This is a genomic window from Actinocorallia herbida, assembly GCF_003751225.1.
In the GTDB taxonomy this organism is placed as follows: Bacteria; Actinomycetota; Actinomycetes; order Streptosporangiales; family Streptosporangiaceae; genus Actinocorallia; species Actinocorallia herbida.
On record NZ_RJKE01000001.1, the window covers coordinates 151,911 to 166,953 of the forward strand.

Genomic DNA, 15,043 nt, shown 5'->3' on the forward strand with positions numbered 1-15,043 from the left:
GTGTTCGTGGGGCTGCCGGTGCGGGCGGTCCTCCGCCCGGGCGGTACTCTTTGTTCATGTCAGGTGGGTTACGCCCTGGCGAAGCTTCTCTACCGCTCGTCCACTGAGAGCGGTCCCGCCAAGCGTCGTCCCACCTGCGCCGCAGTCGTCCGTCATGAGACATCGCTCAGTCCCGTCCGCGAAGCCCAGGAGCCACTCTGTGAGCCCGGCCGCAGTCATCGTCCTCGCCGCGGGCGAGGGCACCCGGATGAAGTCCCGCACCTCGAAGGTCCTCCATGAGATCGGTGGCAGGAGCATGCTCGGGCATGTCCTCGCCGCCTCCCAGACCCTGCTTCCCGAGCGCCTGGTCGTCGTCGTAGGGCACCGCCGCGACCAGGTGATCGCCCACCTGGCCGAGGTCGCGCCGGACGCCGTCCCGGTCGTCCAGGAGACGCAGGGCGGGACGGGCCACGCGGTCCGCGTCGCGCTGGCGGACTCCGGGCCGCTGGAAGGCACCGTGGTGGTCACCAACGGCGACCACCCGCTGATCACCGGCGAGACCCTCCAGGGCCTCATCGCCGCGCACGAACGGGACGGCAACGCCGTCACCGTCATGACCACCGAGGTGCCCGACCCCACCGGATACGGCCGCGTCCTGCGCGGCCTGGACGGCGCGGTCACCGGCATCGTCGAGCACAAGGACGCCACCGAGGGGCAGCGTGCGATCGCCGAGATCAACGTCGGCATGTACGCGTTCGACGGCGCCCTGCTGGACGGGGCCCTGAAGCGCCTCACCACCGACAACGCGGGCGGCGAGGAGTACCTCACCGACGTCCTGGGGATCCTGCGCGGCGACGGGCACCGCGTGGGCGCCTCCGTGGTCGCCGATTGGATCGAGACACAGGGCGTCAACGACCGCGTCCAGCTCGCCGCGGCGCGCAGGCAGCTCAACGACCGGGTGCTCGAGCGCCTCATGCGCGAGGGCGTGACGGTCGTCGATCCGCAGACCGCCTGGGTGGACGTGCAGGTGCAGGTCGAGGCGGATGCCACCCTCCTTCCGAACGTCCAGCTGCACGGCGGTACGGTGGTCCGCGCGGGCGCGCAGGTCGGTCCGGACACCACGCTGACCGACACCGTCGTCGGCGAGGACGCCCGGGTGTTCCGCACCGTGGCGGAGGGGGCCGAGATCGGCCCCGAGGCCTCGGTGGGCCCGTACACCTATCTCCGTCCGGGCACCAGGCTGGGCCGCAAGGCCAAGGCCGGGACCTACGTGGAGATCAAGAACTCCGAAGTGGGCGAGGGGTCGAAGGTGCCGCACCTGACGTATGTCGGGGACGCCACCATCGGCACCGGCTCGAACATCGGGGCCGGCAGCGTCTTCGTGAACTACGACGGCGTCGCCAAGCACCGCACCGTCGTGGGCGACCACGTCCGCGTCGGCAGCGACAACATGCTCGTGGCCCCCGTCACCATCGGCGACGGGAGCTACACAGCGGCCGGATCAGTGATCATCAAGGATGTACCGCCCGGGGCTATGGCCGTGGCCCGCGGGCAGCAGCGCAACGTTGAGGGCTGGGTCGAGCGCAGGCGCGCCGGTACTCCTGCCGCAGAAGCGGCAAAACGGGCGCGTGAGAACAACACCCAGGAGGGGGACAAGTGAGCGGGATCAAAACACAGTCCGTGAGAAAGCTGATGCTCTTCTCGGGCCGCGCATATCCGGAGCTCGCCAAAGAGGTCGCCGTCAACCTCGACTGCGAGCTCGTGCCGACCGCCGCCTACGACTTCGCCAACGGCGAGACGTTCGTGCGGTTCCTCGAGTCGGTCCGCGGCAGCGACGCGTTCGTGATCCAGAGCCACACGGCTCCGATCAACCAGTGGATCATGGAACAGCTGATCATGGTGGACGCGCTCAAGCGCGCCAGCGCCCGGCGCATCACCGTGGTCGCGCCGTTCTTCGGCTACGCCCGGCAGGACAAGAAGCACCGCGGCCGCGAGCCGATCTCCGCGCGCCTCATGGCGGACCTGTTCAAGACCGCGGGCGCCGACCGGCTCATCACCGTCGACCTGCACACCGCGCAGATCCAGGGCTTCTTCGACGGCCCCGTCGACCACCTGTTCGCCCTTGAACTGCTGGCCGACCACGTCGCGAAGACCCTCGACACCTCACAGGTGACGGTCGTCGCGCCCGACGCCGGCCGCGTCCGCGTCGCCGAGCGCTGGACCGACCGCCTCGGCTGCCCGCTGGCGATCATCCACAAGCGCCGTGACCCGCTGGTCGCCAACGAGGTCAAGGTCTTCGAGGTCGTCGGCCAGGTCGAGGGCCGCACCTGCGTCATCGTCGACGACATGATCGACACCGGCGGCACCATCGTGAAGGCCGCCGAGGCGCTGTTCGAGCAGGGCGCCGCCCGCGTCGTCGTCACCGCGACCCACGGCGTGCTGTCCGGCCCGGCGGTGGACCGCCTGAAGAACTCCCGGATCTCCGAAGTGGTGCTCACCAACACCCTGCCGATCCCGGCCGAGAAGCAGTTCGACAAGCTCACCATCCTGTCGATCGCCCCGCTGCTGGCCAGCGCCATCAACGAGGTCTTCCACGACGGTTCGGTCACCTCCCTCTTCGACGGCGAAGGCTGAGTTGATCCGGCCTCACGGCTGTGCTGATTCGGCCTGACGGCCGGGCGCCTTGGATCCCGGCGCCGCCCCTGCGGCCTTGACGGCCTCCGGGGCGGCGCCGGGGCGCCCCGGCCGTCAGGCCCCTGAGGCTCGGCGCCGCCGGGCGCCCGCTCGCCAGGCCGCCGACTCCGCCGAGGGGTCGTGCCCCGTGCAGTCGGGGGCCCGGGGTCCGCTATGGTCCCCGGATCGGCTAGACTTCATGGACCGTGTGCGCCTCCTGCTGCGCGGCATGCCCGAATAGACCGGGTCGCCTGTGCCGGAGATGCGCCGAGACGCCCTACGGAGGGCCGAGGTCTTACAAGCGTCAGTTCTTAACGAGTTTCCTTCAAGGAGTTTCGCCGTGTCCGAGGTACGCATCGCCGCCGAGCCGCGCTCCGAGTTCGGTAAGGGTGCCGCCCGGCGCACCCGTCGCGCCGGGAAGGTGCCGGCCGTTCTGTACGGGCACGGCACCGACCCGCAGCACATCACGCTTCCGGGCCACGAGCTCATGCTCGCCCTGAAGACCCCGAACGTCCTCCTGCTCGTTTCGGGCCTGTCCGACGGCGACGAGCTCGCCCTGCCGAAGGACGTGCAGCGCGACCCGCTGAAGGGCTTCCTCGAGCACGTCGACCTGCTGCTGGTCAAGCGCGGCGAGAAGGTCACCGTGGACATCCCCGTCGTCACCACCGGCGACCTCGTCTCCGGCGGCCAGCTCGCGCAGGAGCTCACCGTCGTCTCCCTCGAGGCCGAGGCCACCCACATCCCCACCGAGATCACCGTCGACCTGTCGACGCTGGCCGAGGGCGCCACGGTCCTGGTCAAGGACCTCGCCCTGCCGCGCGGCGTGACCATCGCCGGTGACGAGGACGCGCTGGTCCTGCAGATCACCGGCGTCCAGGAGGTCCAGGTCGAGGGCGAGGGCGAGGCCGCCGAGGCCGAGGCCGGCGAAGAGACCACCGAGGAGGCTCCGGCCGCGGAGTGACGCGCCGAGCCCCTCGAAGGAGCTTTCCCCGAAGGCCCCGGAACGCCCTGCGCGTTCCGGGGCCTTCGGCGGTGTCGGTCGGCGGCGACCGGCGACAATGAGCGGATGATGCGCGGGATGTGGTTTCGCGGGAAGGACCGGGTGAGCGCGGTGGGCGAGGAGACCTGGCTGGTCGTCGGCCTCGGGAATCCCGGGCCGAAGTACGAGGCCACCCGGCACAACGCGGGCTTCCTGGTGCTCGATCTGCTCGCCGGGCGGACGGGCGGCAGGTTCAAGACGCACAAGTCGCGGTGCGACGTGGTGGAGGGCAGGCTCGCGGGGGTCCGCGCGGTGCTGGCCAAGCCGCGCTCGTACATGAACGAGTCGGGCGGCCCGGTCAAGGCGCTGCGCGACTTCTACAAGATCCCCGACGAGCGCCTGCTGGTCGTGCACGACGAGCTGGACATCGACTTCGGCGCGGTGCGGCTCAAGCAGGGCGGGGGTGACAATGGCCACAACGGGCTCCGGTCGATCACCCGCTCGCTGGGCTCGAAGGACTACCTGCGGCTGCGCTTCGGGGTGGGCCGCCCGCCCGGCCGGATGGACGCCGCGGCGTTCGTCCTCAAGGAGTTCGCCGTTGCCGAGCGGCGCGAGCTCCCCTACTTCCTGGACCGGGCGGCGGACGCGGCCGAGGCGGTCCTCACGTCCGGCATCGCCGCGGCGCAGAACACTTTTCACGCACCGTAACGGGCACACCCACCAATCCGGACAAAGTTCGGTTACCCATCTAATTCTCATGCCCGGGTTCCCGATTCCTTGCAACAAGATCAACTTTGGCGGGATACCCTGTTCCGATGACGGTTGATGACCACGACGTTGCCGAAGATCTCGCGACGCGTGCCGGCGAAGTGCTGCTCGCGCTGCGCGCCGAGCACGGATTCGCCGACGGTCCGGCGCTGAAGAAGGCCGGCGACCTCGGCTCGCACGAGTTCCTCATGGCCGAGCTCGCCGGGATCCGCCCCGCCGACGCCGTGCTGAGCGAAGAGGGCAAGGACGACCTCGTCCGGCTGGGCGCCGAGCGCGTCTGGATCGTGGACCCCCTCGACGGCACCCGCGAGTACAGCGAGGAAGGCCGCGACGACTGGGCCGTCCACGTCGCCCTTTACGAGAAGGGCGCCCTGGCCGCCGGCGCCGTGGCGCTGCCCGCGCAGGGCCGCACCCTGAGCACCCGCCCCGGCTCGCCGCTCCTGGCCGATCTGACGGCCCGCTTCGCCGCCCCGCCCGCGGACATCCTGGACAAGCGCGCCCCCGTGCGCATCGTGGTGAGCCGGACCCGGCCGCCGCAGGTCGTCGCGCAGTTGCGCGAGCACCTGCACGCCGCGGGGTACACCACCGAGCTCGTGCCCATGGGCTCGGCCGGTGCGAAGATCGCCGCGGTCCTCCTCGGCGACGCCGACGTCTATGTGCACGCAGGCGGCCAGTACGAGTGGGACAACGCGGCCCCCGCCGCCGTCTCGCTCGCCGCGGGAGCGCACGCGAGCCGGATCGACGGGGCTGAGCTGCGCTACAACGCAGAGGACCCCTACTTGCCGGATATCCTTGTGTGCCACCCCGCCCTCTCCGATTTGATCTTGGCTGGAGTTCGCTGACATGCAATACCTGATGTCCCAGCTGGACGTCCTCGAAGCCGAGTCGATCCACATCATCCGGGAGGTGGCGGCGGAGTTCGAGCGCCCTGTGCTGCTGTTCTCGGGTGGTAAGGACAGCATCGTGATGCTGCGGCTCGCCGAGAAGGCGTTCGCGCCCGCCCCCATCCCGTTCCCCGTCATGCACGTGGACACCGGGCACAACTTCGACGAGGTCATCGCCTACCGCGACAAGCGGGTCGAGGAGCTGGGGCTCCGTCTGATCGTCGCCTCCGTCCAGGACGCCATCGACAAGGGCGTGCTCGTCGAGCAGAAGGGCCGCCGCGCGTCCCGCAACCAGCTCCAGACCGTGCCGCTGCTCGCCGCGATCGAGGAGCACGAGTTCACCGCCGCGTTCGGCGGCGCCCGCCGCGACGAGGAGAAGGCCCGCGCCAAGGAGCGCGTCGTCTCGTTCCGTGACGAGTTCGGCCAGTGGGACCCGAAGAACCAGCGGCCCGAGCTGTGGAACCTGTACAACACCAAGATCCACCGTGGTGAGCACGTCCGGGTCTTCCCGCTGTCCAACTGGACCGAGCTGGACATCTGGGACTACATCCGGCGCGAGGAGATCGAGCTCCCGTCGATCTACTTCGCGCACACCCGCACGGTGTTCGAGCGCGACGGCATGCTGCTGGCCGACCTGCCGCCGGCCAACCGCGGCGAGGACGAGCCCGCGTTCGAGGCGATGGTGCGCTACCGCACGGTCGGCGACATCTCCTGCACCGGCGCGGTGAAGTCCGCGGCCGTCGGCCTCGACGAGGTCATCGAGGAGATCGCCGCCACCCGGGTCACCGAGCGCGGCCAGACCCGCGCCGACGACCGCGCGTCCGAGGCCGCGATGGAAGACCGCAAGAAGGAAGGCTACTTCTAATGTCCGCCGCTCCCACATCGCCGCGGATGGACATCCTCCGCTTCGCCACCGCGGGCTCCGTCGACGACGGCAAGTCGACCCTCATCGGCCGTCTCCTGTACGACTCGAAGTCGATCTTCGAGGACCAGCTGGAGGCCGTGGAGAAGACCAGCGCCGACCGCGGCGAGGAGTACACCAACCTCGCGCTGCTCACCGACGGCCTGCGCGCCGAGCGCGAGCAGGGCATCACGATCGACGTGGCGTACCGCTACTTCGCGACCCCGCGCCGCAAGTTCATCATCGCCGACACCCCCGGGCACACCCAGTACACCCGGAACATGGTCACCGGCGCCTCGACGGCGGACCTCGCGATCATCCTGGTGGACGCGCGCAAGGGCATCCTCGAGCAGTCCCGCCGCCACGCGTTCCTCACGACGCTGCTGCGGGTGCCGCACCTCGTCGTCGCGGTGAACAAGATGGACCTCGTGGACTACTCCAAGGACGTCTTCGAGGCGATCAAGGACGAGTTCACCGAGTTCGCCTCCAAGCTCCAGATCGGCGACCTGACCTTCATCCCGATCTCGGCGCTGAACGGCGACAACGTCGTCGAGCGGTCGGTGAACACCCCCTGGTACGACGGCTCGAGCCTGCTCCACCACCTGGAGCACGTGCACATCGCCTCGGACCGGAACCTCGTCGACGTGCGCTTCCCGGTGCAGTACGTCATCCGGCCGTACAAGTCGACCGACCCCGCGCTGCACGACTACCGCGGCTACGCGGGCCAGGTCGCGGGCGGCGTGCTCAAGCCGGGCGACGAGGTCATGCACCTGCCGTCCGGCCTGACCACCACGATCACCCAGATCGAGGGCCCGAACGGCGCGGTCAGCGAGGCGTACGCGCCGATGTCGGTGACGCTGCGGCTGGCCGACGAGATCGACATCTCGCGCGGCGACATGATCTGCCGGCCGAACAACCAGCCGAAGGCCGTCCAGGACATCGACGCGATGGTCTGCTGGATGAACGACACGCGCACCCTGACCCCGCGCAGCAAGCTGGTGCTCAAGCACACCACCCGCACCGCGCGCGCCATGGTGAAGGACCTCCACTACCAGCTGGACGTCAACACCCTGCATCGCAATGAGGACGCCACCGAGCTCAAGCTCAACGAGATCGGCCGGATCACGCTCCGCGTCACCCAGCCGCTGTTCGTCGACGACTACGGCCGCAACCGCCTCACCGGAGGGTTCATCCTCATCGACGAGGCGACCAACAGCACCGTCGCCGCCGGGATGATCACCGTCTGACCCGAGATTCGCCCTGCACCGCCGACGGGCCCCGGATTCCGTGCACGCCACGGGATCCGGGGCCCGCGTCGCGTCCGGCCGCAAGTGGCCGCGTGTTTGCGGGCCGCAAGATCGGGATGCCACGCTGGCGCGGTGGAGGACATGGGGCTGGCGGGGGCTTATCTGTTCACCCCGAAGGTGCACGGGGACGACCGCGGCGTCTTCCTCGAATGGTTCCAAGAGGACGCGCTCGCAGCGACGGGGCACAGGCTTCCCCTGGCCCAGGGCAACTGCTCGGTGTCGGCCAAGGGGGTGCTGCGCGGCCTGCACTTCGCCGCGGTGCCGCCCGGCCAGGCCAAGTACGTGACGTGTGTGAGCGGCGCCGTCCTCGACGTCACCGTGGACCTGCGGCTCGGCTCGCCCACGTTCGGGCAGTGGCGCTCGGTCAGGCTCGACGCGGAGAGCCGCCAGGCGGTCTTCCTCGCCGAAGGGCTCGGCCACGCCTTCCTCTCCCTGGCCGACGCCTCGACGGTCGTCTACCTGTGCTCGACGCCCTACGACCCGGGCCGTGAGCACGGCGTCCATCCGCTGGACCCCGAGCTGGGGATCGCGTGGCCGGGCGAGGCACCCCTGCTCTCGCCGAAGGACGCGGCGGCGCCGTCGCTGGCCGAGGCGCGCGAGCGGGGACTGCTCCCGGAGTACGCGGAGTGCGTGCGCTGGTACGGGCGCTGATCAGGCCTTGAGGGGCGCCCACCAGGCCCGGTTCGCGCGGTACCAGTCGATCGTGGCGGCCAGGCCGTCGGCGAACGGGGTGGCGGGGGCGTAGCCGAGCGCGCGCAGGCGGGCGTCGGAGAGCGAGTACCTGCGGTCGTGGCCGGGCCGGTCGGCGACGGGGGTGACGCGGTCCCAGCCGAGGCCGAGCCCGTCCAGCAGGCGCGAGGTCAGCTCCTTGTTGGTCAGCTCGGCGTTGCCCGCGATGTGGTAGACCTCGCCCGGGGTGCCCTCGGCGAGCGCCACGTCGATGCCCCGGCAGTGGTCGGCCACATGGATCCAGTCGCGGACGTTGCCGCCGTCCCCGTACAGCGGCACGTTCAGGCCGTCCAGCAGATTGGTGATGAAGAGGGGGATGACCTTCTCGGGGTACTGGTAGGGGCCGTAGTTGTTGCCGCAGCGCGTCACCACGACGGGCAGCCCGTGGGTGCGGTGGTAGGCCAGCGCCAGAAGGTCGCCGCCCGCCTTGGCCGCCGAGTACGGCGAGCGGGGAGAGAGCGGCGCGTCCTCGCCCCAGGACCCCTCGGCGATCGTGCCGTAGACCTCGTCGGTGGACACCTGCACGACGCGCGGCACGCCCGCGTCGAGGCAGGCCCGCATCAGCGTCTGGACGCCCAGCACATTGGTGCGGACGAACTCGGCGCCGTCGGCGATCGAGCGGTCCACGTGCGACTCGGCGGCGAAGTTGAGCACCGCGTCGTGCCCGGGGACGAGGCCGGCGAGAAGGTCGGCGTCGCAGATGTCGCCCTTGACGAACGTGATCCGCCCGGCCACGTCCGCGAGGTTGGCGAGGTTGCCCGCGTAGGTGAGCCGGTCGAGCACCGTGATCTCGTGCGCGGCGGCGTGCGCGCGCACGTAGTGCGAGCCGATGAAACCGGCTCCTCCGGTGACGAGTACCCGTGCCATCCGGCTCCCTCCGAGGAGTCATGGTCGCTGTGTCGTGCGGGGGTCAGGAGCTGATCTGGACCCGGCTGTGGTCGCCCAGGACGAGGCGGTGCGCGCTGGGGACGCGCGGCGCGGGCGTCACCTCGGCATGCCGTCCGATGAGCGAGGCCTCGACGCGCCGGACGCCGCGGAGCGAGGCGCCGCGCAGGACGATGGAGTACTCGATCTCGCAGTCGGCCAGCGTGCAGTCGCGGTCGATCGAGGTGAAGGGGCCGACGTAGGAGTTCTCGACGACGGTGCCGGGGCCGATCACGGCGGGACCGACGATCCGAGAGCCGGTGACCCGGGCGCCGGGGGCGATCGAGACCCGGCCGATGAGCTCGCTGTCCAGCACGGTGCCCTCGACCGCGGGCCGCAGCGACTCCAGCACCAGCCGGTTGACCTCCAGCATATCGGTGACGTTTCCGGTGTCCTTCCAGTAGCCGGAGACGAGCTCCGCGCCGACCGGCAGGCCCGCGTCGATCAGGCCCTGGAGCGCGTCGGTGATCTCCAGTTCGCCGCGCGCCGACGGCTTGAGCGCCGCGACCACGTCGTGCACGGCGGGGCTGAACAGGTACACGCCGACGAGTGCGAGGTCGCTGCGCGGCCTGGCGGGCTTCTCCTCCAGCCGGATCAGCCGGCCCGAGGCGTCGAGTTCGGCCACCCCGAAGGCCGACGGGTCGGCGACCTTGGTGAGCATCACCTGGGCGGCCGGGCGCTCCTGCCGGAACCGCTCGATCAGGCCGTCGATCCCTCCGACGACGAAGTTGTCGCCGAGGTACATGACGAAGTCGTCGCCGCCGAGGTAGCCGCGCGCGATGAGCACCGCGTGCGCGAGCCCGAGCGGAGCCTCCTGCCGCAGGTAGGTGACCCGGAGGCCGAACGCGGAGCCGTCGCCGACGGCGTCCTCGATCTCCGCGGCGGTCTCGCCGACGATGATGCCCGTCTCGGTGATCCCCGCCGCCGCGATCGCCTCGAGCCCGTAGAAGAGGACCGGCTTGTTGGCGACGGGCACGAGCTGCTTGGCGGAGGTGTGGGTGATGGGCCGTAGCCGGGACCCCGACCCCCCGGCAAGGACAAGTGCCTTCAATCCGCCCCCCTGCGTGCGAATAGCACCAAGACTATTTATTTTCCGGCGGCCAGCGTATAACTCCTGTAGGTACTTCACAGGGGGCAAACCAGGGGAGGTTCCTGATTTGGTGATGATCTTTACCTATATCTCATGCATGGCCATTTTCGGCCAATCCTTGACTTCTCGCAATTCCCTTATTCTTTCCGCGCGCCGTGACTTCGCGCGCGCGGACGACCCGGCACCCATGGACCCGGCCCTGGAGTACGCGACGTGAACTGCCGCCTGTGCGGATCCTCCCGGCTGGAGAGCGTGGTCGACCTGGGCGCCACGCCGCCCTGCGAGCTGTTCCTCACCCGCGAGGCGCTCGACGCGCCGGAACCGACCTACCCCCTGCACCTGCGCCTGTGCGCCGAGTGCCTGCTCGCGCAGATCCCGCCCCTCATCACCCCCGAGGAGACGTTCACCGAGTACGCCTACTTCTCCTCGTTCTCCACCTCGTGGGTGGCGCACGCGCGGAGGTTCGTGGACGAGGCGCTGGCGCGCACGGGGGCGGACTTCGTGGTGGAGGTCGCCAGCAACGACGGATACCTGCTCCAGCACGCCGTCGCCCGGGGGGTGCGGTGCCTGGGCGTGGAGCCGTCGGCCAACGTCGGCCAGGCAGCTCGGGACAAGGGCGTGCCGACCGTGACGGAGTTCCTCACCGAGGAGACGGGCCGGGCGGTCCGCGCCGGGCACGGGCCCGCCGGACTGGTCGTCGCCAACAACGTCTACGCGCACATCCCGGACGTCATCGGCTTCACCAAGGGGCTGCGCGCCCTGGTCGCCGACGACGGATGGGTGTCGATCGAGGTGCAGCACCTGCTCACGCTCATCGAGCTCAACCAGTACGACACGATCTATCACGAGCACTTCCAGTACTACACCGTCGCGTCCGCGCAGCGGGCCCTGGCGTCGGGCGGGCTCGTCCTCGTGGACGTCGAGCTGCTGCCCACGCACGGCGGCTCGCTCCGGTTGTGGGCCAGGCCGGAGGGCGAGCCGGGGCCGCGCGTCGCGGAGGTGCTGGCGCGGGAGAAGGCGGCGGGGCTGCACGAGCTCGCCGGGTACACCGCGTTCGCCGAACGGGTCGCCCGGGTGCGCCGCGACCTGCTGCGCTTCCTCGTCCAGGCCGCCGACGAGGGCAAGACCGTGGTCGGGTACGGGGCGCCCGGCAAGGGAAACACCCTGCTCAACCATTGCGGAATCCGCCCCGACCTGCTGGCCTACACCGTCGACCGCAACCCCTACAAGCACGGCCGCTACACGCCGGGCACCCGGATCCCGGTGCTGCCGCCCGAGCGGATCGCGGCCGACCGGCCCGACTATGTCCTGGTCCTGCCGTGGAACCTGCGCGAGGAGCTGACGGAGCAGCTCGCCTACGTGCGCGGGTGGGGCGGCCGTCTGGTGTTCCCCATACCCTCCCTGGAGATCGTGTGAAGGTCGTCCTGTTCTGCGGCGGGTTCGGCACCCGCATGCGCACCGGCACCCCCGGCGACGCCCCCAAGCCGATGCAGCTCGTCGGCCCGCGCCCGCTCATCTGGCACGTCATGCGCTACTACGCGCATTTCGGGCACACCGACTTCATCCTCTGCCTGGGCTTCGGCGCCCATCACCTCAAGGACTTCTTCCTCAACTACCAGGAGACCACCTCCAACGATTTCGTCCTGCGCGGAGGGAAGGTCGAGCTGATGTCCACCGACATCAGCGACTGGTCGATCTCCTTCATCCAGACCGGCCTCGAGTCGCCCATCGGCGAGCGGCTGCGGCGGGTGCGCGACCACCTGGACGGCGACGAGATGTTCCTGGCCAACTACGCGGACGTGCTCACCGACGCCCCGCTTCCGGCGCTGATCGAGAACTTCGCGGCGAGCGACGCGGGCGCGTCGATGATGGTGGTGCCGCCCGCCGAGACCTTTCACTGCATAGAACTGGGCGAGGGCTCGCGCGTCGGCGGGATCATCCCGGTCTCGGAGATGCCGCTGTGGGTCAACGGCGGCTACTTCGTGCTGCGGCAGGAGGTCTTCGACCACATCCCCGAGGGCGGCGATCTGGTCGCCGACGGTTGTGCCGGGCTGGCCAAGGCCGGACGCCTCCTCGCCTATCCCTACCGCGGCTACTGGAAGCCGACCGACACGGTGAAGGAGCGGATGGCCCTCGACGAGGCGTACTCGCGCGGCGAACGGCCCTGGGCGCTCTGGGAGCGGTGATCCCTCGCGCGAGGGATACGGCCCGCGGTCCGGCGTCCTAGCCTGGGGTCATGGATCTTGGACTCAAGGGGCTGCGGGCCCTGGTGACGGGTGGGACGCGCGGTATCGGACTGGCCATCGCCCGCGCGCTGCTGCGCGAGGGCGCCCGGGTCTCGGTGTGCGCGCGGGACGGGGAACGGCTGGCGAAGGCCGTCGCGGAGCTGGGCCCGGGGGCCCACGGCACGGTGGCGGACGTGACGGATCCCGGGCGGCTCACGGCGGCGGTGGAGGCCGCGGCGGCGGAGTTCGGCGGGCTCGACCTCGTGGTGGCCAACGCGGGTGGCTCGGTCGGCGGCGATCTCGCCGAGTCGACCGCGGCGGAGTGGACGGAGACGTTCGCGCTGAACGCGGGCCACGCCGCGCAGGCGGTGCGGGCCGCGCTGCCACACCTGGAGGCGAGCCCCGCGGCGTCCGTCCTGGTCGTCGCGTCGATCAGCGGCTGGAAGCCGGGCAGCCGGACCTCGTACTCGATCGCGAAGGCGGCGGAGATCCAGCTGGCCCGGTCGCTGGCCGAGGAACTGGCGCCCCGGGGGATCAGGGTCAATGCGCTGAGCCCGGGTTCGGTCGAGTTCGAGGGCGGCCGGTGGGGGCGGCTGCGGGAGGAGCAGCCGGCGGCGTACGCGGAGTTCGCCAGGTTCCAACTCCCCTCGGGAAGGCTGGTCGAGTTGGACGAAGTGGCCGACGCCGCGTGCTTTGTCCTGTCGCCACGGGGCTCGGGGTTCAACGGCGCGAACATCTGTGTCGACGGCGGCCAGGATCGGCCAACCGACCGGCGCTTCTATCCCTGAGCATTCGGCTTATGGCCGGTCGCGCCTTCGTGGTGACTCCGTGCGCCGACCGTTTCCGGCTCGAGGCTATTCATTCTCGCGGGTCCGGCGTATAACTCGTAGGGGGTATGGGGCAGGGGTGAATACCGGGGAGGCGGGATGACCGCGATTTTCACCGATTCGGGCATCGGTGATGAGGAGCGCAGAAGGCTGCTCTACAGCGGGGAGTTGTTCACGTACGGGCCGACTCCGGCGTCGGCCGAGCTTGCCGCATTCGCCAGGGAATTGGTGGCCGAGGCGTTCGGCGGGCGCGATCCCGAGCACGCGCAGTTCGTGATGGAGGTGGAGGACTTCGCGGGCCTGCTGGCGGAGCTCAAGCCCAGGTTCATCCACCACCCGACATGCAAGGAGCTGCTGCCGAAGATCATTTCAGAGCTGGGCGCAGATCCGGCGAAGACCTATTTCGATGTGCCGCGGCTGCGCACGTCCACATCCGGCCAGTACCTCACCTCGGGTATTTCCTATGCCTTCCATCCGCACCGCGACTGCTGGTATTCGGCGCCCTTCTCCCAGCTCAACTGGTGGATTCCGGTGTTCCCCGTGGCCACCGACAATGTGATGGCCTTTCATCCCGGCTACTTCGACCGGCCGGTGCGCAACGGAAGCGCCCGCTACGACTACGCGGAGTGGAACAGGACGAGCCGCAAGAGCGCGGCCCGGCATGTGCGCTCCGACACCCGCGAGCAGCCCAGGCCCGAGGAGCCGGTCGACCTCGACCCGCAGATCCGGATCGTGCCCGACCCGGGCGGCGTCCTGCTGTTCTCCGGCGCCCAGCTCCACTCGACCGTGCCCAACACCTCCGGCCGGACCCGGTTCAGCATCGACTTCCGCACCGTCCACATCGACGACGTCCGCGCGCACCGCGGCGCCCCCAACGTCGACGCCGCCTGCACCGGTACCACCCTGCGGGACTTCGTCCGGGCCGGCGACCTTGCGCCGATGCCCGAGGACCTCGCCGCCGAGTACGAGAAGTGAGCACGCACCGGAGATGAGCGCGATGAACCGTGGGCCGCGCTGTTCGGCCTGCCCGGAGAAGGCGCCCGCCCCGGGCACGTGCAGGACGGAGCCCACTGCGATGAGTCGCGGGGTGGCGGGCGTGGGTCGGCGGGGGGTGCGGGGGTGATTCGGCTCAGTGCCTCCGAGGTGCTGTTGTTGGCGGCGCATTGTGATGATGTGCCCATCGGGGCGGGGGGACTGCTGCTCGAGCTGTGCCGTGCGCGGCCGGGGGTGCGGGTGACCGCGTTGGTGCTGTCCGGTGGGGGGACCGCGCGGGAAGAGGAGGAGCGCAAGGCGCTCGCCGCGTTCTGCCCGGGAGCCGACCTCGACGTGACGGTGCTCGACCTGCCCGACGGGCGGCTGCCCGCCCACTGGGAGCGGGCCAAGGAGGCGCTGGAGGAGGTCCGCCGCCGCACCGCGCCCGATCTGGTGCTCGGCCCGTCGCCGCACGACGCCCACCAGGACCACCGGGGTCTGGCCGCCCTGATGCCCACCGCCTTCCGCAGCCATCAGAGCCTCGGCTACGAGATCGTCAAGTGGGAGTCCGACCTCGCCCAGCCCGGGTTCTTCGTGCCGCTCGCGGCCGAGACCGTCGCGGAGAAGGTCGAGCTGCTCCACGCCTGCTACCCGTCGCAGCACGGCAGGACCTGGTTCGACGAGGAGACCTTCCGCGGGCTGGCCCGGATCCGCGGCGTCCAGTGCAACTCCCGCTACGCCGAGGCGTTCCACGCCGCCAAGGCGACGCTCACCCTCTGAACGAG

Annotated in this window: 15 protein-coding genes; 13 read left to right on the forward strand and 2 right to left on the reverse strand. The window is 70.3% G+C overall.

Features of this window, described 5'->3' with window-relative positions; translation table 11 throughout:
* Nucleotides 1–154: 154 nt before the first annotated feature.
* From glmU to rfbC, 8 genes are all read left to right on the forward strand, one after another.
* Entirely contained in the window at nt 155–1,639 is a 1,485-nt protein-coding gene (gene glmU / locus EDD29_RS00965) for a bifunctional UDP-N-acetylglucosamine diphosphorylase/glucosamine-1-phosphate N-acetyltransferase GlmU (RefSeq protein ID WP_123661701.1), read from the forward strand.
* Nucleotides 1,636–2,613 (forward strand): ribose-phosphate diphosphokinase, encoded by a 978-nt coding sequence (locus tag EDD29_RS00970; RefSeq protein ID WP_123661702.1) that lies wholly within the window; start codon nt 1,636–1,638, stop codon nt 2,611–2,613. Before glmU ends, EDD29_RS00970 begins: the two co-directional genes overlap by 4 nt.
* Nucleotides 2,614–2,992: 379 nt before the next feature.
* Nucleotides 2,993–3,613, forward strand: coding sequence for a 50S ribosomal protein L25/general stress protein Ctc (locus EDD29_RS00975; RefSeq protein ID WP_123661703.1), 621 nt, complete (start codon nt 2,993–2,995; stop codon nt 3,611–3,613).
* Between the two features lie 117 nt (nt 3,614–3,730).
* Entirely contained in the window at nt 3,731–4,339 is a 609-nt protein-coding gene (pth, locus tag EDD29_RS00980) for an aminoacyl-tRNA hydrolase (RefSeq protein ID WP_123670192.1), read from the forward strand.
* Between the two features lie 107 nt (nt 4,340–4,446).
* Nucleotides 4,447–5,241: a 3'(2'),5'-bisphosphate nucleotidase CysQ gene (locus EDD29_RS00985; protein ID WP_123661704.1), complete on the forward strand. Its 795-nt coding sequence runs from the start codon at nt 4,447–4,449 to the stop codon at nt 5,239–5,241.
* A 1-nt stretch (nt 5,242) separates the two neighbouring features.
* Nucleotides 5,243–6,148, forward strand: a complete 906-nt coding sequence (gene cysD, locus EDD29_RS00990) for a sulfate adenylyltransferase subunit CysD (RefSeq protein WP_123661705.1) — start codon at nt 5,243–5,245, stop codon at nt 6,146–6,148.
* Nucleotides 6,149–6,174: 26 nt separating this feature from the next.
* Nucleotides 6,175–7,431 carry a sulfate adenylyltransferase subunit 1 gene (locus tag EDD29_RS00995; RefSeq protein WP_123670193.1) on the forward strand — a complete coding sequence of 419 codons (1,257 nt, stop codon included), beginning with the start codon at nt 6,175–6,177 and terminating at the stop codon, nt 7,429–7,431.
* A 141-nt stretch (nt 7,432–7,572) separates the two neighbouring features.
* Nucleotides 7,573–8,142 (forward strand): dTDP-4-dehydrorhamnose 3,5-epimerase, encoded by a 570-nt coding sequence (gene rfbC, locus EDD29_RS01000; RefSeq protein ID WP_342774475.1) that lies wholly within the window; start codon nt 7,573–7,575, stop codon nt 8,140–8,142.
* On the opposite strand, the gene rfbB is transcribed toward rfbC, so the two are convergent.
* Entirely contained in the window at nt 8,143–9,087 is a 945-nt protein-coding gene (gene rfbB / locus EDD29_RS01005; RefSeq protein WP_123661707.1) for a dTDP-glucose 4,6-dehydratase, read from the reverse strand.
* 43 nt (nt 9,088–9,130) lie between these two features.
* A complete protein-coding gene (locus EDD29_RS01010; protein WP_123661708.1) occupies nt 9,131–10,195 on the reverse strand; it encodes a glucose-1-phosphate thymidylyltransferase in 1,065 nt (354 codons plus the stop codon).
* Between the two features lie 252 nt (nt 10,196–10,447).
* On the opposite strand from EDD29_RS01010, the gene EDD29_RS01015 reads away from it, so the two are divergent.
* The 5 genes from EDD29_RS01015 to EDD29_RS01035 all read left to right on the forward strand — a co-directional run bounded on the left by EDD29_RS01015 (nt 10,448) and on the right by EDD29_RS01035 (nt 15,038).
* Entirely contained in the window at nt 10,448–11,650 is a 1,203-nt protein-coding gene (locus EDD29_RS01015) for a class I SAM-dependent methyltransferase (protein WP_123661709.1), read from the forward strand.
* Nucleotides 11,647–12,420: a sugar phosphate nucleotidyltransferase gene (locus EDD29_RS01020; RefSeq protein WP_123661710.1), complete on the forward strand. Its 774-nt coding sequence runs from the start codon at nt 11,647–11,649 to the stop codon at nt 12,418–12,420. The genes EDD29_RS01015 and EDD29_RS01020 overlap by 4 nt, the downstream gene beginning before the upstream one ends.
* 50 nt (nt 12,421–12,470) lie before the next feature.
* A complete protein-coding gene (locus tag EDD29_RS01025; protein WP_123661711.1) occupies nt 12,471–13,247 on the forward strand; it encodes an SDR family NAD(P)-dependent oxidoreductase in 777 nt (258 codons plus the stop codon).
* Nucleotides 13,248–13,385: 138 nt separating this feature from the next.
* Nucleotides 13,386–14,261 carry a phytanoyl-CoA dioxygenase family protein gene (locus EDD29_RS01030; RefSeq protein ID WP_123661712.1) on the forward strand — a complete coding sequence of 292 codons (876 nt, stop codon included), beginning with the start codon at nt 13,386–13,388 and terminating at the stop codon, nt 14,259–14,261.
* Between the two features lie 168 nt (nt 14,262–14,429).
* The gene (locus EDD29_RS01035; RefSeq protein WP_281281012.1) at nt 14,430–15,038 is read left to right on the forward strand and encodes a PIG-L deacetylase family protein; all 609 of its coding nucleotides are present in this window, start codon (nt 14,430–14,432) and stop codon (nt 15,036–15,038) included.
* Nucleotides 15,039–15,043: the final 5 nt, after the last annotated feature.